Source organism: Streptomyces sp. NBC_01520 (assembly GCF_045040375.1).
GTDB lineage: Bacteria > Actinomycetota > Actinomycetes > Streptomycetales > Streptomycetaceae > Streptomyces.
Map to the genome: position 1 here is coordinate 4,369,580 of NZ_CP109404.1, position 20,228 is coordinate 4,389,807.

At 66.2% G+C, this 20,228-nt stretch carries 12 protein-coding genes, 3 rRNA genes and 1 pseudogene; 9 read left to right on the forward strand and 7 right to left on the reverse strand.

Going from position 1 to position 20,228, the window contains the following annotated elements; translation table 11 throughout:
- Nucleotides 1-362: 362 nt before the first annotated feature.
- A complete protein-coding gene (locus tag OG524_RS19740; protein ID WP_405389538.1) occupies nt 363-2,033 on the forward strand; it encodes a SpoIIE family protein phosphatase in 1,671 nt (556 codons plus the stop codon).
- Nucleotides 2,034-2,051: 18 nt separating this feature from the next.
- On the opposite strand, the gene OG524_RS19745 is transcribed toward OG524_RS19740, so the two are convergent.
- Nucleotides 2,052-3,374 carry an MFS transporter gene (locus OG524_RS19745; RefSeq protein ID WP_405393144.1) on the reverse strand — a complete coding sequence of 441 codons (1,323 nt, stop codon included), beginning with the start codon at nt 3,372-3,374 and terminating at the stop codon, nt 2,052-2,054.
- 142 nt (nt 3,375-3,516) lie between these two features.
- Here OG524_RS19745 and OG524_RS19750 point away from each other — a divergent pair, with 142 nt between their 5' ends.
- The 6 genes from OG524_RS19750 (at nt 3,517) to OG524_RS19775 (ending at nt 11,742) form a co-directional block, all read left to right on the forward strand.
- Nucleotides 3,517-4,074, forward strand: coding sequence for a MarR family winged helix-turn-helix transcriptional regulator (locus tag OG524_RS19750; RefSeq protein ID WP_405389537.1), 558 nt, complete (start codon nt 3,517-3,519; stop codon nt 4,072-4,074).
- 661 nt (nt 4,075-4,735) lie between these two features.
- A 16S ribosomal RNA gene (locus tag OG524_RS19755) occupies nt 4,736-6,261 on the forward strand.
- A gap of 299 nt (nt 6,262-6,560) precedes the next feature.
- Nucleotides 6,561-9,685: ribosomal RNA gene (locus OG524_RS19760) — 23S ribosomal RNA — on the forward strand.
- Nucleotides 9,686-9,764: 79 nt separating this feature from the next.
- A 5S ribosomal RNA gene (gene rrf, locus OG524_RS19765) occupies nt 9,765-9,881 on the forward strand.
- Together the 16S, 23S and 5S rRNA genes form the textbook arrangement of a ribosomal RNA operon.
- Before the next feature lie 228 nt (nt 9,882-10,109).
- On the forward strand, nt 10,110-10,733 hold the full coding sequence (locus OG524_RS19770) for an RNA polymerase sigma factor (protein ID WP_405389536.1): 624 nt from the start codon (nt 10,110-10,112) through the stop codon (nt 10,731-10,733).
- A complete protein-coding gene (locus tag OG524_RS19775) occupies nt 10,726-11,742 on the forward strand; it encodes a CU044_5270 family protein (protein ID WP_405389535.1) in 1,017 nt (338 codons plus the stop codon). Before OG524_RS19770 ends, OG524_RS19775 begins: the two co-directional genes overlap by 8 nt.
- Nucleotides 11,743-11,994: 252 nt before the next feature.
- Here OG524_RS19775 and OG524_RS19780 read toward each other — a convergent pair whose 3' ends face one another.
- The 4 genes and pseudogenes from OG524_RS19780 to OG524_RS19795 form a co-directional block, all read right to left on the reverse strand.
- Complete coding sequence (locus OG524_RS19780; protein ID WP_405812479.1) at nt 11,995-12,408, reverse strand: hypothetical protein; 414 nt, start codon at nt 12,406-12,408, stop codon at nt 11,995-11,997.
- A gap of 72 nt (nt 12,409-12,480) precedes the next feature.
- Nucleotides 12,481-13,420: pseudogene (locus OG524_RS19785) on the reverse strand (FAD-dependent monooxygenase); the annotation flags it as partial.
- 248 nt (nt 13,421-13,668) lie between these two features.
- A complete protein-coding gene (locus OG524_RS19790; protein WP_405811343.1) occupies nt 13,669-14,835 on the reverse strand; it encodes an IS630 family transposase in 1,167 nt (388 codons plus the stop codon).
- Between the two features lie 90 nt (nt 14,836-14,925).
- Nucleotides 14,926-15,873 (reverse strand): zinc-binding alcohol dehydrogenase family protein, encoded by a 948-nt coding sequence (locus OG524_RS19795; RefSeq protein ID WP_405389531.1) that lies wholly within the window; start codon nt 15,871-15,873, stop codon nt 14,926-14,928.
- Nucleotides 15,874-15,948: 75 nt separating this feature from the next.
- Between OG524_RS19795 and OG524_RS19800 the strand changes: the two genes are divergently transcribed.
- Both OG524_RS19800 and OG524_RS19805 read left to right on the forward strand, forming a co-directional pair.
- The gene (locus OG524_RS19800) at nt 15,949-16,440 is read left to right on the forward strand and encodes a MarR family winged helix-turn-helix transcriptional regulator (protein WP_405811345.1); all 492 of its coding nucleotides are present in this window, start codon (nt 15,949-15,951) and stop codon (nt 16,438-16,440) included.
- 248 nt (nt 16,441-16,688) lie between these two features.
- Complete coding sequence (locus OG524_RS19805; RefSeq protein ID WP_405811347.1) at nt 16,689-17,243, forward strand: GNAT family N-acetyltransferase; 555 nt, start codon at nt 16,689-16,691, stop codon at nt 17,241-17,243.
- Here the strand turns inward: OG524_RS19805 and OG524_RS19810 are convergent.
- Nucleotides 17,240-18,772 (reverse strand): type VI secretion protein, encoded by a 1,533-nt coding sequence (locus OG524_RS19810; RefSeq protein ID WP_405811349.1) that lies wholly within the window; start codon nt 18,770-18,772, stop codon nt 17,240-17,242. The genes OG524_RS19805 and OG524_RS19810 overlap by 4 nt on opposite strands.
- A gap of 1 nt (nt 18,773) precedes the next feature.
- A complete protein-coding gene (locus tag OG524_RS19815) occupies nt 18,774-20,192 on the reverse strand; it encodes an ATP-binding protein (RefSeq protein WP_384499409.1) in 1,419 nt (472 codons plus the stop codon).
- Nucleotides 20,193-20,228: the final 36 nt, after the last annotated feature.

Consider the following 20,228-nt stretch of genomic DNA (forward strand, 5'->3'; position numbering starts at 1 on the left):
GCCCGCCGCTCCTGGGGCCGTCGCCGACCAGCACCGCCGACGGCCTCCGACTGCCGCCGACGGTCGGAGAACGGCTGCGGTTCGGCCGCTGTACCCGCAGTCGTACGACAACTGTCAGTACGGTCGGTCACACTGGGCGTGTGACCATAGGTGGGCCCACGCCTGCACAGAGTGACCCGTTCGGCAGTCACCTACAGTGACCGGCAGCGACGACCATCAGCAAGAAGAGACCCGGCTGCGCCTTCCCGGGGGACCGCCGCGGTGCCCCGACCGGCAGACGTACGGCAACGACCGGCACAGGTACCGGCCGACGAAGCAGCTCGCCCGAGCGGACCAGACCGACACACGAGGCCAGAAATTCCGTGAACTTCACGCGCTGGAGCGCCCGCCTTCCCGGAACGCAGCGTCGAGCCGCCGCGCGGGACGACCACAAGTCCGTACCCGCCGCCCGCGCCGAATCCGTACGCCCCAGGACCGCACCCACGCCGCCGGACGGGACACCCGAACCCTCCGCGGCCGCCCCCTCCCTGGAATCCCTCTCCGCCCCCGAGATCCTCGGCCGGCTCCCCGCCCCCGTCGCGCTGCTCCACGGCCCCGAGCACCGCATCACCTACGTCAACGACGCGTACACGGCCGCCTTCGGCCCACGTCCCTGCGGTGAACCCGCCGCCGAGGCCATGCCGGAGCTGTCCGAGCTCAGCCTGCTGCCCCTCATGGACCAGGTCCTGCGCAGCGGTACGCCCCGTACGGTCAAGTCCCGCAAGGTCCTCGCGGGCAGCTCGTACACCGTGACCTGCACCCCGGTCGCCGTTGGCGACCCGGAGAGCGGGGACGGCGCGGGTGAGGCGGGCGTGCTCGTCTACGCGACCGACGTCACCGACCACGCCGAAGCGGCGGAGCGTCTCCGGGCCAGCGAGCGCCGCCACCGCGAAACGGCCGTCACCCTCCAGCGCTCCCTTCTTCCGCAGGAGCTCGAACAGCCCGACGACCTGCGGATCGCGGCCACGTACCAGCCGGGCGGCACGGACGCGGCGGTCGGCGGCGACTGGTACGACGTCATCACCCTCGGCGCGGGCCGTACCGCGCTCGTCATCGGCGACGTGATGGGGCGCGGGGTCCGGGCCGCCGCCGTCATGGGCCAGCTGCGCACCGCCGTCCGCGCCTACGCCCGTCTCGATCTGCCGCCGCACGAGGTGCTGCAGCTCCTCGACGTCCTCGCGGCCGAGATCGACGCCAGCCAGATCGCCACCTGCGTCTACGCGGTCCACGATCCCAACGAGGGCCACCTCGTCTACTCCTCCGCCGGCCATCTCCCGATCCTCGTGTGCGACGAGGACGGCACCGTCCACCGCGCCGAGGACCCGACCGGACCGCCGCTCGGCACCGGCGGCTGGGTCCACACCTCCGGGACGATCGCCCTGCCGCCCGGTTCCACGGCCGTCCTCTACACGGACGGTCTGGTCGAACGCCGCAGCGAGGACATCGACGAGGGCGTCGCGTCCCTGGAGCGGGCGCTGTCCGGTGCCAAGGGGGCGCCCCAGGTGGTCTGCGACCGGCTCATCCGTTCCCTGGGGGTGACCGCGGAGCACGACGACGACGTGGCGGTGCTCGTCGTCCAGCATCCCGCCCGCACGGGTGCGAGTGCGGAGCTCTTCCACAACGCCTCGCTCGAACTGCTGGGCGGCATCGAGGCCGCGCCCAGGGCCCGTGCCTTCGCCACCGGGGTCCTTGCCTCGTGGCGCTTCCCCATGGAGCTCTGCGACCTGGGCGTCCTCGCCGCGAGCGAGCTCGTGGCGAACTCCCTCCAGCACGGCACCCCGCCCATGCGGCTCGGCCTGCGCCGTACCGACCGCCGCCTGATCATCGAGGTGACGGACGGGGACGACCACCTGCCGCGCCGACGCCGCGCCGAACCGGCGGACGAGGCGGGCCGCGGTATCTCCATCGTCGCGACGATCGCCTCGTCCTGGGGCAGCCGTCGTACTCCGGGCGGCGGCAAGGCGGTGTGGTGCGAATTCGCCCTCCCCGGCTGAGCCGGGGAGAGCGCCGCCTCAGTGGGCGGCGGCGGGAGCGGTGACCGGCGCGCCCTCCGGCTTGTTTTCCGGCTCGCTCTCCGGGAGTGACACGGCCACCACCCGCGAGGGCGCCGCCACGAGCGACGGCTTGTCCTGTACGGGGGTGAGCTGACGGCCCAGCTTCAGCGCCACCACGGTGATGCCCAGCGAGAACAGCACGAAGGTCACGATGTACGGCCCGTGCAGCGACGCCCCCATGGGCCCGCCCACGGCCGGTCCGACCGCCAGGGCCAGCTGCTTCACCAGGGCGAACGCCGAGTTGTACTGACCGACCATGGCTTCCGGCGCCAGATCGGCGACGAGCGGCGCGACGGTCGGTGACAGCATCGCCTCACCGAGCCCGAACAGCGCGTACGTCGAGATCATCGCGGCCGTCGCCATGGTCTGGCTGCCGTGCCCGAGGCCCGCGTATCCCGCCACGATCCAGGCGAACGCCCAGATCAGACCGACGCACGCGATGACCCGGCTGCGCCGCCGGCGCTCCACGAGCCGCAGCACGACGAACTGGGCGGCGACGATGACCGCGGTGTTGGCAGCCAGTGCGATGCCGAGGGTCGACGGCTCGATCCCGGCGGCCTCGGTCCCGTAGGCCGCGAGGCCGGACTCGAACTGTCCGTAGCAGGCGAAGAAGATCACGAAGCCCAGGACGCACAGCTGCACCATCGCCCTGTGCGAGAGCAGCACCCGCAGTCCGCCCTTGGGCGCGGAGCCGTCGGTGGGCATGGCGCCGGGGACGGAAGCCGTACGCGGCATACGCACGGTGGCGGTCACCACCCCGAGCACGACGAACATCGCCGCTTCGATCAGGAACAGGAGGGTGAAGCTCGACGGCCGGCCGACGTCGACCAGCTGACCGCCTGCCAGCCCGCCGATACCGAGACCGAGGTTCTGCAGGAAGAACTGTGTGGCGAAGGCGCGCGTACGGGTGGAGGCGCTCGTGCACCACACCAGCATCGTGGCGAGCGCCGGCTGCATGACCGCCGTACCCGCTCCGAGGACGGCGGCCGAGAGGACCGCGGTCGTCACGCTGCTCGACACACCCAGCGCGGCAGCGCCCACGGCAGCCGTGCCCGCGGCGGCGATCAGCACGGGCAGCGGCCCGCGCCGGTCGATGGTCCGCCCGGTGAACGGCAGGACGGCCAGCGCTGCCATGGCGAACACAGCCAGTACGACACCTGCCGTACCGGCACCGAGATCCCGTACCTGCGCCACGTAGACGTACAGATACGGGACGGTGAAACCGAGGCCGAACGCGCTCAGCGCGCTCCCCACCTGGATCCGCCGCAGCGCTGCACCCATCTCCCTGGTCACACTCACCTGCCCAAAGACTTGAAGAACATCGAAGAACACAGACCGGTAGACTTTAGCATTAAAATTAGATGTTCAACACTACAGATCGAAGGACTTCGAAGGCGATGGGCGGCGTGCCATACTGCCCGCCATGTCTGACACCCCCGAGCGGCCCGAGCTCCACGAGCCGAGCCTCGACGAGCAGATCGCGGCCTACCAGCGCGAGTACCGCGACCTCGACCCTCAGGTCGAACAGGTCGTCTCCGCCCTGGGCCGGCTGAACCGCCGGATGAACGTCGCGTACGGCAGACAGCTGGCGGCCCTGGGCATCAGCAATGCCGAATGGGAGGTCCTCAAGACCCTGGTCCTGGCAGGTGCCCCGTACCGACTGGGTCCGGGTGAGCTCGCCAAGCGGCTCGGGCTCACACCGGCCGCCATGACCCACCGCATCGACCGCATGGCCGGTGAAGGCCTGGTCACGCGGGACAGGGACGAGAACAACAGGGTCCGCGTCATCGTCGAGCTGACCGACAAGGGCCGTACGAAGTGGCTCGAGGCGATGCGTATGGCCACGGACTTCGAGGAGGACCTCCTCCAGGACCTGGCGGGCGACGAGCGTGGAGCCCTGGGCGAGATCCTGATCAGGCTCCTGCGCCGCGTGGAACATGCCCAGCCGGATGCCGGTGGCCGGCTCACCGACCTGGACTGATGGTGCCGGGAGGCCTCCCGGGGAGGGGTTGACACGCCCCTCCCCGATCCGTAAAGTTCTCCGAGTTGTCACGGAGCCGGTACGGATCCGGGGCAACCGATCCGCCGCGAATGCGGCAACCAAAACTCTGCACGACCTCCCATCGGGGTGAATTTCGGCATGCCGGAATTCAAATCGAAGGCTCGATTATGAGTCGCCGGGAGATTCCGCTAGAGTTTGAGACGTCGGAACGGCCCAACAGCCGGGAAGACAAACCCCGCTGACTGGGAATCAGGCCCGAAAGGATCTGATAGAGTCGGACTCGCCGGAAAGGGAAACGCGAAAGCGAAGAACTGGAAAGCGAAACCCGCTTCGACCGGGAATCGGACACGAAAGAGTCTGATAGAGTCGGAAACGCAAGAACGAAGGGAAGCGCCCGGAGGGCCCCGGTGAAACGGGACCGAAGGAAGCGTCCGTTCCTTGAGAACTCAACAGCGTGCCAAAAGTCAACGCCAGATATGTTGATACCCCGGCCTGCTTCGGCAGGTTGGTGGTTCCTTTGAAAAGTCCTGCCGGTCCTTCGGGTCTGGTAGGCAACAACAGCGAGGACGCTGTGAACGACCGGTCTTATTCCGACCTGGTCGTTCCGCTCTCGTGTTGTGATCCCGATTACGGGAAAACATTCACGGAGAGTTTGATCCTGGCTCAGGACGAACGCTGGCGGCGTGCTTAACACATGCAAGTCGAACGATGAAGCCTTTCGGGGTGGATTAGTGGCGAACGGGTGAGTAACACGTGGGCAATCTGCCCTTCACTCTGGGACAAGCCCTGGAAACGGGGTCTAATACCGGATAACACTCTGTCCCTCATGGGGCGGAGTTAAAAGCTCCGGCGGTGAAGGATGAGCCCGCGGCCTATCAGCTTGTTGGTGGGGTAATGGCCTACCAAGGCGACGACGGGTAGCCGGCCTGAGAGGGCGACCGGCCACACTGGGACTGAGACACGGCCCAGACTCCTACGGGAGGCAGCAGTGGGGAATATTGCACAATGGGCGAAAGCCTGATGCAGCGACGCCGCGTGAGGGATGACGGCCTTCGGGTTGTAAACCTCTTTCAGCAGGGAAGAAGCGAAAGTGACGGTACCTGCAGAAGAAGCGCCGGCTAACTACGTGCCAGCAGCCGCGGTAATACGTAGGGCGCAAGCGTTGTCCGGAATTATTGGGCGTAAAGAGCTCGTAGGCGGCTTGTCACGTCGGATGTGAAAGCTCGGGGCTTAACCCCGAGTCTGCATTCGATACGGGCTAGCTAGAGTGTGGTAGGGGAGATCGGAATTCCTGGTGTAGCGGTGAAATGCGCAGATATCAGGAGGAACACCGGTGGCGAAGGCGGATCTCTGGGCCATTACTGACGCTGAGGAGCGAAAGCGTGGGGAGCGAACAGGATTAGATACCCTGGTAGTCCACGCCGTAAACGTTGGGAACTAGGTGTTGGCGACATTCCACGTCGTCGGTGCCGCAGCTAACGCATTAAGTTCCCCGCCTGGGGAGTACGGCCGCAAGGCTAAAACTCAAAGGAATTGACGGGGGCCCGCACAAGCAGCGGAGCATGTGGCTTAATTCGACGCAACGCGAAGAACCTTACCAAGGCTTGACATATACCGGAAAGCATCAGAGATGGTGCCCCCCTTGTGGTCGGTATACAGGTGGTGCATGGCTGTCGTCAGCTCGTGTCGTGAGATGTTGGGTTAAGTCCCGCAACGAGCGCAACCCTTGTTCTGTGTTGCCAGCATGCCCTTCGGGGTGATGGGGACTCACAGGAGACTGCCGGGGTCAACTCGGAGGAAGGTGGGGACGACGTCAAGTCATCATGCCCCTTATGTCTTGGGCTGCACACGTGCTACAATGGCCGGTACAATGAGCTGCGATGCCGCGAGGCGGAGCGAATCTCAAAAAGCCGGTCTCAGTTCGGATTGGGGTCTGCAACTCGACCCCATGAAGTCGGAGTTGCTAGTAATCGCAGATCAGCATTGCTGCGGTGAATACGTTCCCGGGCCTTGTACACACCGCCCGTCACGTCACGAAAGTCGGTAACACCCGAAGCCGGTGGCCCAACCCCTTGTGGGAGGGAGCTGTCGAAGGTGGGACTGGCGATTGGGACGAAGTCGTAACAAGGTAGCCGTACCGGAAGGTGCGGCTGGATCACCTCCTTTCTAAGGAGCATCTAGATTCCGCAAGGAGTCCAGAGACCATTACGTCGGCAAATGTTCGACGGTGGTTGCTCATGGGTGGAACGTTGACTATTCGGCACGACAGGTTGTTTTCATGAGTACTGCTTCGGCGTGGAAAGTGAAGGGGATCGGTCGGGTCGGGCACGCTGTTGGGTATCTGAAGGTGCGGGCTTTTTTAGTCTGGATCTTCGGTTGCCGGCCCCAGTGCACTCACCTGTAAGGGTGGGGTGATGGGTGGCTGGTCGTTGTTTGAGAACTGCACAGTGGACGCGAGCATCTGTGGCCAAGTTTTTAAGGGCGCACGGTGGATGCCTTGGCACCAGGAACCGATGAAGGACGTGGGAGGCCACGATAGTCCCCGGGGAGCTGTCAACCAAGCTTTGATCCGGGGGTTTCCGAATGGGGAAACCCGGCAGTCGTCATGGGCTGTCACCCGCTGCTGAACACATAGGCAGTGTGGAGGGAACGCGGGGAAGTGAAACATCTCAGTACCCGCAGGAAGAGAAAACAACCGTGATTCCGGGAGTAGTGGCGAGCGAAACTGGATGAGGCCAAACCGTATGTGTGTGATACCCGGCAGGGGTTGCGCATACGGGGTTGTGGGATCTCTCTTTCATAGTCTGCCGGCTGTGAGACGAGTCAGAAACCGTTGGTGTAGGCGAAGGACATGCGAAAGGTCCGGCGTAGAGGGTAAGACCCCCGTAGCTGAAACATCAACGGCTCGTTTGAGAGACACCCAAGTAGCACGGGGCCCGAGAAATCCCGTGTGAATCTGGCGGGACCACCCGCTAAGCCTAAATATTCCCTGGTGACCGATAGCGGATAGTACCGTGAGGGAATGGTGAAAAGTACCGCGGGAGCGGAGTGAAATAGTACCTGAAACCGTGTGCCTACAAGCCGTGGGAGCGTCGCTGTTGTTCTTCGGAGCAACAGTCGTGACTGCGTGCCTTTTGAAGAATGAGCCTGCGAGTTAGCGGTGTGTAGCGAGGTTAACCCGTGTGGGGAAGCCGTAGCGAAAGCGAGTCCGAATAGGGCGATTGAGTTGCACGCTCTAGACCCGAAGCGGAGTGATCTAGCCATGGGCAGGTTGAAGCGGAGGTAAGACTTCGTGGAGGACCGAACCCACCAGGGTTGAAAACCTGGGGGATGACCTGTGGTTAGGGGTGAAAGGCCAATCAAACTCCGTGATAGCTGGTTCTCCCCGAAATGCATTTAGGTGCAGCGTCGTGTGTTTCTTGCCGGAGGTAGAGCACTGGATAGGCGATGGGCCCTACCGGGTTACTGACCTTAGCCAAACTCCGAATGCCGGTAAGTGAGAGCACGGCAGTGAGACTGTGGGGGATAAGCTCCATGGTCGAGAGGGAAACAGCCCAGAGCATCGACTAAGGCCCCTAAGCGTACGCTAAGTGGGAAAGGATGTGGAGTCGCAGAGACAACCAGGAGGTTGGCTTAGAAGCAGCCACCCTTGAAAGAGTGCGTAATAGCTCACTGGTCAAGTGATTCCGCGCCGACAATGTAGCGGGGCTCAAGCGTACCGCCGAAGTCGTGTCATTCATACACATATCCCCAACGGGAGTATGGATGGGTAGGGGAGCGTCGTGTGCCGGGTGAAGCAGCCGCGGAAGCGAGTTGTGGACGGTTCACGAGTGAGAATGCAGGCATGAGTAGCGATACACACGTGAGAAACGTGTGCGCCGATTGACTAAGGGTTCCTGGGTCAAGCTGATCTGCCCAGGGTAAGTCGGGACCTAAGGCGAGGCCGACAGGCGTAGTCGATGGACAACCGGTTGATATTCCGGTACCCGCTTTGAAACGCCCAATACTGAATCAGGCGATGCTAAGTCCGTGAAGCCGGCCCGATCTCTTCGGAGTTGAGGGTAGTGGTGGAGCCGATGAACCAGACTTGTATTAGGTAAGCGATGGGGTGACGCAGGAAGGTAGTCCAGCCCGGGCGGTGGTAGTTCCCGGGGTAAGGGTGTAGGCCGTGTGGTAGGTAAATCCGTCACACGTTAAGGCTGAGACCTGATGCCGAGCCGATTGTGGTGAAGTGGATGATCCTATGCTGTCGAGAAAAGCCTCTAGCGAGTTTCATGGCGGCCCGTACCCTAAACCGACTCAGGTAGTCAGGTAGAGAATACCGAGGCGTTCGGGTGAACTATGGTTAAGGAACTCGGCAAAATGCCCCCGTAACTTCGGGAGAAGGGGGCCATCACTGGTGATTGGATTTACTCCATGAGCTGGGGGTGGCCGCAGAGACCAGCGAGAAGCGACTGTTTACTAAAAACACAGGTCCGTGCGAAGCCGTAAGGCGATGTATACGGACTGACGCCTGCCCGGTGCTGGAACGTTAAGGGGACCGGTTAGTGCACTTTCGGGTGTGCGAAGCTGAGAACTTAAGCGCCAGTAAACGGCGGTGGTAACTATAACCATCCTAAGGTAGCGAAATTCCTTGTCGGGTAAGTTCCGACCTGCACGAATGGCGTAACGACTTCTCGACTGTCTCAACCATAGGCCCGGTGAAATTGCACTACGAGTAAAGATGCTCGTTTCGCGCAGCAGGACGGAAAGACCCCGGGACCTTTACTATAGTTTGATATTGGTGTTCGGTTCGGCTTGTGTAGGATAGGTGGGAGACTTTGAAGCGGCCACGCCAGTGGTTGTGGAGTCGTCGTTGAAATACCACTCTGGTCGTGCTGGATGTCTAACCTGGGTCCGTGATCCGGATCAGGGACAGTGTCTGATGGGTAGTTTAACTGGGGCGGTTGCCTCCTAAAGAGTAACGGAGGCGCCCAAAGGTTCCCTCAGCCTGGTTGGCAATCAGGTGTTGAGTGTAAGTGCACAAGGGAGCTTGACTGTGAGACCGACGGGTCGAGCAGGGACGAAAGTCGGGACTAGTGATCCGGCAGTGGCTTGTGGAAGCGCTGTCGCTCAACGGATAAAAGGTACCCCGGGGATAACAGGCTGATCTTCCCCAAGAGTCCATATCGACGGGATGGTTTGGCACCTCGATGTCGGCTCGTCGCATCCTGGGGCTGGAGTCGGTCCCAAGGGTTGGGCTGTTCGCCCATTAAAGCGGTACGCGAGCTGGGTTTAGAACGTCGTGAGACAGTTCGGTCCCTATCCGCTGTGCGCGTAGGAATATTGAGAAGGGCTGTCCCTAGTACGAGAGGACCGGGACGGACGAACCTCTGGTGTGCCAGTTGTCCTGCCAAGGGCATGGCTGGTTGGCTACGTTCGGAAAGGATAACCGCTGAAAGCATCTAAGCGGGAAGCCTGCTTCGAGATGAGTATTCCCACCACCTTGAGTGGTTAAGGCTCCCAGTAGACGACTGGGTTGATAGGCCAGATGTGGAAGCCCGGTAACGGGTGGAGCTGACTGGTACTAATAGGCCGAGGGCTTGTCCTCAGTTGCTCGCGTCCACTGTGTTAGTTCTGAAATAACGAACGGCTGTGTTTATGTCCGGTGTTGGTTAATTTCATAGTGTTTCGGTGGTCATTGCGTTAGGGAAACGCCCGGTTACATTCCGAACCCGGAAGCTAAGCCTTTCAGCGCCGATGGTACTGCAGGGGGGACCCTGTGGGAGAGTAGGACGCCGCCGAACAATTATTCCGGGAAAGCCCCGTGCCCTTTGTGGCACGGGGCTTTTCTGCGTTCACGACCCGTTCCGATCGCCGAGCCGAGACCATTCCGGGGCTGTCGCGGGTCCACCCGACGGGTGTCGTACGCCAGGAGCGGGATGGAACTCGATCCCGCCGACCGGCGAAGGACAGGTGAACCATCCGAACGAGCCCGGGCCTTCGAGGTGTTCGGACGAACGAGAGGAGCTCCGATGACCGTCGTGCCGCCGGGCGCCCGCACCCGCGAGGAGGATCGCGAGGACAGCGACGCCCGCGTGATCGCGCGGTCCCGGGACGAGCCCGAGCTGTTCGCCGCGCTCTTCGACCGGTACGCCGGTGCCGTGCACCGTTACGCGGCACGTCGGCTCGGTCCTGAGGCGGCGGAGGATCTGATGGCGGAGACGTTCACCACCGCCTTCCAGCGACGCCACACGTACGACCTCACGCGGACCGATGCCCGTCCGTGGCTGTTCGGCATCGCCACCAACCTCGTGAGCCGGCACCGCAGGGCCGAAGCGCGCCGTTTCAAGGCGCTTGCGAAGGTGCCGGAGCCGATGGAGTACGAGGAGCCGGTCGCGGACCGTGCGGTCGCCCGGGCCGGTGCCACGGGGGTGCGCCGGGACCTGGCGGCTGCGCTGGCCGGGCTGTCCGCCCGGCACCGCGACGTCGTGCTGCTGGTGGCGTGGGCGGACCTCGACTACGAGGAGGCGGCCACGGCCCTCGGGGTGCCTGTCGGCACCGTCAGATCCCGGCTGCACCGGGCTCGCGGCAGATTGCGCGAAGCACTGGGCGGATCCGATCCGACCGCTTTCCGAGAGGCAGTTCCCCATGAGTGACATCGACGAGCTGCGAGAACTGCGGGACTACGACGCGGGAGCGCCGCCGCTCGACGACGAGACCCGGCGACGGGTACGGGCCCGGCTGCTCGTGGCGATGACAGGAAGGAGCGGGACCGCTCCGGTCGTACGCCGTCACAGGCGCCCCGTCCTGCGCATCGCCCTGACCGGTGCGGTCGCGGCCGCGGTGGCCGCCGGCGTGCTGGTCGCCGTGCAGGACGGCGACGGCGGTGGTGGGCGGATCGTGGTACCGCCGGCCGCTTCCCACGACCTGAGGAACGTGAGCGCGCAGACCGTGCTCAACGGTGCGGCAGCGTACGAGCGGAAGCACGAACGGGTGGTCAGTCCGCGGGACGACCAGTTCGTCTACACGAAGGAGATCATCAAGGAGACGAACCAGCGGACGGGTGTCACGAAGCGCTACGTCGACGAGAACTGGCGCTCGGTGGACGGCTCGCAACGCTCCTGGGTCATGGAGATCGGCAAGGGCTGGTGGGCGCCGCCGCTCCAGGACGACGAGAGCGTATGGCCGCCGCAGGACTGGGGGACGCTGAAGGGCCTCCCGACCGAGCCCGAGAAGCTGATCCTCTCGCTCCTGCACAAGACGGGTCCGGACGACAGGAACGACTCGCTCGACGAGGTCACCGAGGAGGAGTGGTCGGACATCCACTTCAGCCTCGCCGGCCTGCTCAAGCTGGTCCCGGTGCTGCCGGAGGGGCTGCGCCCGGCGGCGTACGAGGCGCTCGGCATGGTGCCAGGGGTCAAGGTGGTGCCGGACCAGAAGGACGCCAAGGGGCGTACGGGCGTGGCCGTCACGTATGACGACCCGAGGCTTCCGGAGGGGGTCACGGGTTTCGGTGGCTACTTCGTCTTCGACCCGGAGACGTACCGGTTCCTCGGATTCCGTGACGAGCGCAGCTCGGGTGACGGCAAGGGCAGGAACACGTACACGCAGCTGTCCTATCTCGACAGCTGGGCCGTCGTCGACAAAGTCAAGCAGCGGCCGTGACCGATGGGTGGCGTAGTAGGTGGTGGCGGCCGGCAGTGGGGCCACTGTCGCCGAGCTGAGCTTCACGCAGGAGGCGCAGGGGCCCGGGGGCGACCGGGCCGCCGGGTTCTCCACCGTGATTCCCCACGCCGTCACGGCACGGGGAGGGCCGGCGGCGTGGCCGTCCTGGATCCGGGGGATCCGGGGGACAGCATGCCCACCGGCCCCAGGCCCCGGCGGGAACCGGAGGCTTCTCAGGCCGCGTCCGTGTGCTCAGCCGGTGGCGGTGCCGAACCACCGGGGCAGCCGTTCGAGCAGGTCCTGCTGGTCCTCACCGACCCACGCCACATGGCCGTCCGGCCGCAGCAGTACGGCCGGTACGTCCACGTCCTCGCTGCCGTCGGCGACGTGGTCGACCCGGTCCGTCCAGCCCGCCACCGAGAGCCGGCCGGTCCGGTCGAGCAGCAGTCCGCGGCCCTCGCGCATCAGTTCGTAGAGGCGCCCCTGCTTCAGCTGTACGTCCCGCATCCGACGGCCGAGCAGTTCGTGCCCTTCGCCGAAGTCGTAGCTCACGTCGACCGCGGTGATCATCCCGGTCACGTACCGGTTCACCTCCTCGAAGTCCAGCAGCTTCGTGAACAGCTCCCGCAGCGCGGTCGCACCCGGGTCGGTCCCCAGCAGTGTCATCTGCGCGCGGGTGTTGGCCAGTACGCGGGCGCCCACCGGGTGCCGTTCGGCGTGGTAGCTGTCGAGGAGGTCGTCCGGGGCCCAGCCGGCGACCGCGGCGGCCAGCTTCCAGCCGAGGTTGAAGGCGTCCTGCACGCCGAGGTTCATCCCCTGTCCGCCGGTCGGCGGGTGGATGTGTGCCGCGTCGCCGGCCAGCAGCACCCGGCCGACCCGGTAGCGTTCGGCCTGCCGGGTGGCGTCGCCGAACCGGGACAGCCAGCGCGGGGAGTGGATGCCGAAGTCGGTGCCCGCGACGGCCCGCAGCCGCTGCTTGAAGTCGTCGAGGGTCGGTGCGGTCGTGCGGTCCTCGGACACCCCGTCGGCGGGCACGACGATGCGGGCCACCCCGTCACTGCCGGGGGCGACGCCGAACCGCAGCTGGGTCTTGCGTACTTCCTCGACGACGGCGGCGATCGTCGCCGGGTCCGCCGTCACCTCCATGTCGCCCAGCAGCGTCTCGACCCTTGCGGGTTCGCCGGGAAAGCCGACGCCGAGCTGTTTGCGCACCGGACTGCGTCCGCCGTCGCAGCCGACGAGGTAGCGCGAGCGCAGATGTGTGCCGTCTGTGAGCTCGACGTTCACCGTTCTCGTCCTGGCTCAGGCCGGCCACCTCACAGCCGCGCCGGATCTCCGTACCGAGTTCGAGGGCGCGCTCGTTCAGCAGCCGTTCGGTGACCGGCTGGGGGGTGGCGACGCCGTACGGGTGGGCCGTGTCCAACCGGTCGGGCCACGGCTTCATGATGCCGCCGAAGAGCCCGCCGACCTGGAACTTCTCACTGACCGCGAGGAACCGGTCGAGCAGGCCGCGCTGATCCATCAACTCGACGCTGCGCGCGTGCAGGCCCTGACCGCGGGACTCCTTGGTCGGCTCGGTCAGCTTCTCCAGCACGACCGTCCGCACACTGTGCAGCCGCAGTTCCGCGGCCAGCATCAAGCCGGTCGGTCCGCCGCCGACCACGATCACGTCAATCATTCAGAACGCCCATTCAACGAGATTGGAGTGCGGCCGGCCGTCCGTACGGCATCTGCCATTACCGCAGGTCCTGACTTCGGTCGGTCATTCTGCGGCACCACGGGGGCCTTGCCGCAAGCCCCCTGGTGGGCTATAAGTTGAGAGTGGAAAGGAGTGGTTCTCCTCCTTCCCGGCGTCGCGGTCGAACCACGGAACCCCGGCCTCACCGCCCCCTTGGTGGTCGGCGCCGGAAGTCCTTCGGGGGTTGATCAGGCAGCGAGCGCGGTGGAGGATTCTTCGTGCCGGCCGGGTTGGTGTCGGTCGAGTCCGGCCAGTAGATCGTCCAGGTCGGTGGTGGTGAACTTCCACTGGAAGGGCTGTGCCGTGGCGTTGTAGCGGTCGTCGAATGCGCGGAGCCGTTTTCGGACCTGATCGAGGTCTGTGAAGTCGTTGGGTGACACGACCTTGCGCTGCACGATGGAGAAGAAGATCTCCATCTGGTTCAGCCAGGAGGCGTGGACGGGCGTGTGGACCATGACGGCATTCGGGAACCTGGAGGCCGGCCGGTCGGCTGCTTTCTTGCCGCGACGCGAGGAGCCGTTGTCGACGATCCAGAACACGCGTTTCGCGCTGGCGTAAGGCTCGCTGGTCATCACTCGCTCGACCAGTTTCATGAACGGCACGATGCCGGTGGTCTGTTCACAGCGGCCGAAGACCGTGGCTGGGTGGATGTCGTAGGCAGCGAGGTAGGCCAACGCGCCGCCGCGGCCGTACTCGTGGTTGACGCGCATCGCTCGGGCCTGGCCCGGGGCCAGTGTGGGATGGCAGCGACAGCGGGCCTGGACGGAGGTCTTCTCATCCGCGGAGATGACGTACTCGTCTTCGCCGAGCGGGGCGCCGTCGAAGGTGCGGGCGTACAGGTCCAGGACCCGTTGAGCGGTGACGCGGAAGTCTGGGTCGCGAATGAAGATCCAGGAACGGTACTGCCAGGGCTTGAGTGCATCGTCTCGGAGCCAGCGCCGCACTGTGGAGGCGGAGATCGTCTCGGTGATGGCCCGGGTGACGGCCTCGCGCGCGAGCTCGGGGCATGACCAGCGCGAGAGCGGGGTTCCGGACTCGGTCGGCAACTGGCAGGCCAATGCCTTGACTTCGGCGATCTGTAGCACGGTAGACGTCGGTGGCCGCCCCGACCGCTTGCGGTCGGCCAGGGCGGGCGCCCGGCCGAGCGTGAACCGGCCGCACCAGCGGCGGACGGTGTCCACATGCAGGCGGGTTTCGGTGGCGATCCGGGCGTTGCCGCGGCCTCGTGCCGCCAGGAGCACGATCGTCGCCCGCTGGCGGGTCTGGTGTGGGGTTTTGTGGCCGTAGGCCATCTTCTTGAGCCGGTGGCGCTCGGAGGCGGTCAGTTCCGCGGGCACAGCGGTCCATGCGGGCATGGACGGAGGGCGGCCCATCTTTTGGGGTGTGGCTGTGTGGGGCACGGCGTGCTGAGCAGCGGCCAAGGCCGCTGCTCAGCACTGATGTCGTCAGGCGACGCGGAGGATGCTCTTGCCATGGGTTGCGCCCTCGGCGAGGCGTTGCACGGCCGTGGCCAAGTCTCCGAGGTCGTACTCGGCGGTGATGTCCGTGCGGACCTCGCCGCCGGCGATGAGGCCGAGTGCACGGCGGGCACTGTCGGCGAGTCGCTCGGGATGGGTCTGGCTGAGCAGGTTGCTGTTGTAGGTCAGGAGCGATTTGCCGTGCGTAAGCAGGTCGTTGGCGTTGGCCAGGACAGGTTCGTACGTGGCGAGATTGCCGTAGGCCACCAGTCGGCCGTGCGGTGCGAGTTGCTCGAAGCCGGCGTAACGGGTCGAGCCACCGACGGGGTCGAGGATCACGTCGAACTTGTCGTCGCCGAGCTTGGTCGGGAATTCCTCGCGCAGCAGGAGCTGGTCGTACCCGAACTGCGCGGCGTAGTCGGCCCTGTCGGCAGTACCGACTACACCGACGATCCGGTCGGCCCCGGCCAGTCGGGCGAACTGGGTGGCGAGCGTGCCTACTGAGCCGGCGGCGGCGTGGACAAGCACGCGCTCGCCGGGCCGCACATGTGCGGTGGTGTTGATCAGGTCGTAGGCGGTCGGTGCGCCCCATCCGAGACCTGCGGCCGTCCGTAGGGGCATGTCGCCGACGCTCAACGTGAGCACTGCGGGCGCCAGGACCACCTCGGCGTAGGCGCCTGCCATGGTCAGCGCAGTGACGGGCTCACCGACACGGCTTGCGTCGACACCCTCGCCGACCGCGGCGATGTGCCCGGACGCCTCGAAGCCGGGGACGAAGGGGCGCGGCACGGGGAAGTGGCCGTCCCGGACCATGGTGTCGCCCCACTGGATCCCGGCGTAGGCGACCCGGATCGCCACCTGGCCGGGGCCGGCGGTGGGCTCATCAAGTTCGGCAACCTGGTAGTGGTCATCGGTGTCGAGAACGACAGCCTTCATGATTACAGCCCTTTGTGTTGACTCAGTATCCTTATAGTCGAGGACTGTAGATATATAAGGTCCCTGAGTCAATCCATGGACCTGTTAATGGAGTGGGAGTGCACCGTGGAAGCCCCGATCGAGAACGACATCTGCACCCGGATCAGGCGGTCGGAGCAGGCGCTGATGACGCACCACGAGGCAGTACTGCGTGCCTACGGGCTGACCATGACGCAGTACACCGTGCTGTTGATCCTCCTGCGTGAAGGCGGCCTGTCCGGCGCCCAGCTGGCCCGCTCCTGCGGGGTGACGCAGCAGAGCATGAGCAGCGTGCTGACCAACATGGAGACCAAGGAGCTCATCCGCCGCGAGACGTCCCCCGTACACGCCAAGGTGCAGATCGCCACCCTCACCGATGAGGGCCAGGCGCTGCTGGACCGCGCCTACCAGGAGGTGATCATCCTTGAGCGCGCACTCACCGACGCGTTCACGCCCTCCGAACACGCCTCACTCTGCGAACTTCTGGAACGCGCCACCACCGTCCTGATCCAGCAGACTCGCCGCTCGACCGCCTCGCCGACCACCTGAGCCCGCGGCCATGACACGCGCTGACGCCTCATCAACGTGAAGCCGCTTTGGAGGCGCCCTCGTCGACCGACAAGAAGAAATCCCCCGCCGCCCTGGCTGCCCGATCAACCCCCGAAGGACTTACGGCGCAGACCACTTAGGGCGCCCCTCCTCTGTGGCGCATTCCAGGCATGCACTGGTTCCGGCCGCGTGAGGGACGGTGGCGGAAGTCGATTGCCCTGGTGAGCGCGTCGGGGCAGCATCACTCCATGGATTACGTCATACATGCGGTCCGGGCGGACGAGTGGGCCCGTGCCAAGGAGCTCCGGCTGGTCGCACTGCAGGATCCGGTCGCTTCGGTCGCGTTCCTGGAGACGTACGAGCAGTCGCTGGCCCGGCCCGACGCCTTCTGGCAGCAGCGGGCTGCCGATGCCGCCGAGGGGACGCGGACCCGGCAGTTCGTCGCCGTGGCGCCGGACGGTCAGTGGGTGGGCACGGTCACCGTGCTCGTCGAGCGGCCTGCGGAAGGCGTGCGTTTCGGGGAAGCGGCGGAGGTCGATCAGACGCATCTGGTCGGGGTGTTCGTCCGGCCGGAGATCCGGGGGAGCGGTGTGGCGGACGCCCTGTTCCAGGAGGCGGTCGACTGGTCCTGGTCGCTGACCGATCCGCCGGTCGAGCGGGTGCGGCTGTACGTGCACGAGTCCAATCCGCGGGCCGCCGCCTTCTACCGCCGGATCGGCTTCGTCCCGTCCGGGCGGTCGGTGCTGCTGGAGGGTGATCCGGTGGCCCGTGAGCTGGAGTTCGAGGTGCGCCGCCCGGACTAGCGGGGGAGTGGCGGTTCGGGGGCCGTGAGCTGTTCCCGCCAGCGCGCCCTGCCCTGCTCCTCGGAGCGCAGGAGCACCAGGGCGGGCATACCCAGATCCTGACCGGCCGTCAGCAGTTCCGGGAGCTGGGGGAGGGGCGCCACGGCCGCGACGTCGTCGAGGACGAGCGTCATTGGTGGGTCGAGCCGACCGTCGGTTGACCGTGCGGCCATGCGGCGGCCGTGCTCGACCACGTGTGAGGCGAGTGCGGTGAGGAGGGGCATCGCACCGGGGCGGTGGCGGGGATCCTCGATGGGTTCGCCGACCAGATAGAGCGTTCCCCCTTCCCGCGCAAAAGATTCCAGTACGAGCGAATCGGCTCGGTTCGGTGTGCAGGCGTCCCGGATGTGGACCGAGGAGAGGGCCGCGAAGGCCCGCACGGTCAGTTCCTGCGCCATCTCGCGGCGTTCGGGATACCCGGTGAGCGCGGACTCCAGGAGCCCGGCGAGACCGGAGGCGGCCTTGGGGTGGGTGCGGAGCAGGCGTACAGGTTCGTGCGCGCTGCCGCCAGAGGCCCAGCGGTGGACCTGGCGGAAGGGGCGGCCGTCCACGGCCGCGGCGTGCAGCCAGCACTGGAGCAGGGTCTGGGCGGTGTCGGCGACGGCCGCGTCGATCCGGGCCTGCGGGCGGACGGGGGCGAGGAGTGCCGCGGCGCGTGCGGTGGCGGTGGCGGGATCCTCGCAGCCGGCGGTCGGGGACCAGCGGAGGCGGGCCGGGGTGTCGCAGAGGTGGCCGGGGTCGTAGACGAGGACCGGGCCGAGCTTGCCGCGCGCGTCCTTCGTGTCGGCCCAGACCGTGGGGTCGGACGTGACGACGAGGACGGGGCCGTCGGCGTCCTGGACGGCCTGGACGACGGTGGGCCGGCGGCCGGCGGCCGTGTCGTAGAGGAGGAACGGGGCACGGGGCGAGGGGACACCCGGAAAGGTCCCGGGCTCGGGTACGGGGGTGGGCTCACGTGCGGGTACGGATACGGGCTCGGGGGGTGCGGCGGTCTCGGCGTACGCGCCGGACCGTGGGGGCAGGCGTGCGGGGGGCCGCGCGGTGTCCTGCGCGGGCTCCCGCAGGGGCTCCTGCACCGGCTGTTCACGCCGCGTCGGAGTCGTCGCCGTGCCCCGTTGCTTCCGTACCAGGCGCCAGCGGGCCACCACACCGATCACGAACACGGCGAGGACCACCAGCACCATCAGCTCGCCGATGAACAGGCCCCAGAACAGCCCGAATCCGGAGAGCTGACCCGCGGGGGTGTCGGGCCAGGCGCCCGGGAGGTCCTGCGGGTCGGTGACCAGGGCGCGCAGCGCGAGGGGCGTCCGGGTGAACGTGACACCGTCCGGCCAGGCCCCGTGGGCGAACAGGCCCGCCAGCCCCGTGGCCGTCCAGGCCAGGACCGTCAGCGCGGCCAGGAAGGCCAGGAGGCCGATCAGCAGCCCGTCCGGGATGCCGCCCTGGCCCTCACCGCCGCGTTCCGTACGGGATGGTGCCTGGCGTGCCATGTCATGCCACCGTTGACTCGGACGACTCGTTCAGCCGTTGCTGGTGCTCGATCCTCGCCGCCCGCTGCTCCGCCTCCAGCTCCGCGGCTCGTACGTCCTCGGGGAGCATGTCCGACGTGGAGCCCTCGGTCATCGCCCGGTCGGTGAAGACCAGGGGGCGTTCCGCCTCGGTGATCAGGTGTTTGACGACCTGTACGTTGCCGTTGACGTCCCAGACCGCGATGCCCGGCGTCAACGTCGGGATGATCTCGACCGCCCACCTGGGCAGGCCGATGACCTTGCCCGTCGCTCTGGCCTCGTCGGCCTTCTGGGCGTAGATCGTCCGGGTCGAGGCCATCTTCAGGATGGCCGCCGCTTCCTTTGCCGCGGCCCCGTCGACGACGTCGCTGAGGTGGTGGACGACCGCGACGAACGACAGGCCGAGCCGTCGCCCGAACTTCAGCAGGCGCTGGAAGAGCTGGGCGACGAAAGGCGAGTTGATGATGTGCCAGGCCTCCTCGACGAGGAAGATGCGCTTCTTCCGGTCGGGCCTGATCCAGGTGTGCTCCAGCCACACGCCGACGATCGCCATCAGGATCGGCATCGCGATGGAGTTGCGGTCGATGTGCGACAGGTCGAAGACGATCAGCGGAGCGTCGAGGTCGATGCCGATCGTCGTCGGGCCGTCGAACATGCCGCGCAGGTCACCGTCGACCAGCCGGTCCAGGACGAGCGCGACATCCAGGCCCCAGGCCCGTACGTCGTCTATGTCGACGTTCATCGCCTCGGCGGATTCGGGCTTCGGGTGGCGCAGCTGCTCCACGATGTCCATCAGGACCGGCTGGCGCTCGGTGATGGTCACGTTCACGTACGCGTGGGCGACCTTGAGCGCGAAGCCGGACCGCTCGTCCAGGCCATGGCCCATGGCCACTTCGATGATCGTGCGGAGGAGGGCGAGCTGACCGGTCGTGGTGATCGTCGGGTCGAGCGGGTTGAGCCGGATCCCGTCGTTCAGCGCGGCGGTCGGGTCCAGACGGATGGGGGTTATGCCCAGCTCCTGGGCGATGAGGTTCCACTCGCCGACGCCGTCCTCACCCTGGGCGTCCAGGACGACGACCTGCCGGTCACGGAAGCGGAGCTGGCGCAGCACGTACGTCTTCTCCAGCGCGGACTTGCCGTTGCCGGACTCGCCGAGCACCAGCCAGTGCGGGGCGGGCAACTGCTGCCCGTACAGCTGGAAGGGGTCGTAGATGTAGCCCTTGCCGGAGTACACCTCGCGCCCGATGATCACACCGGAGTCGCCGAGGCCCGGTGCGGCGGTCGGCAGGTAGACGGCCTGGGCCTGGCCCGTCGACGTACGGACCGGCAGCCGGGTCGTCTCCACCTTTCCGAAGAGGAAGGCGGTGAAGGCATCCGACAATGCGGACAGCGGGTCTCGCATGGCGTGACTGCCCTCCCTCTCGGTTGTGGGTCGACG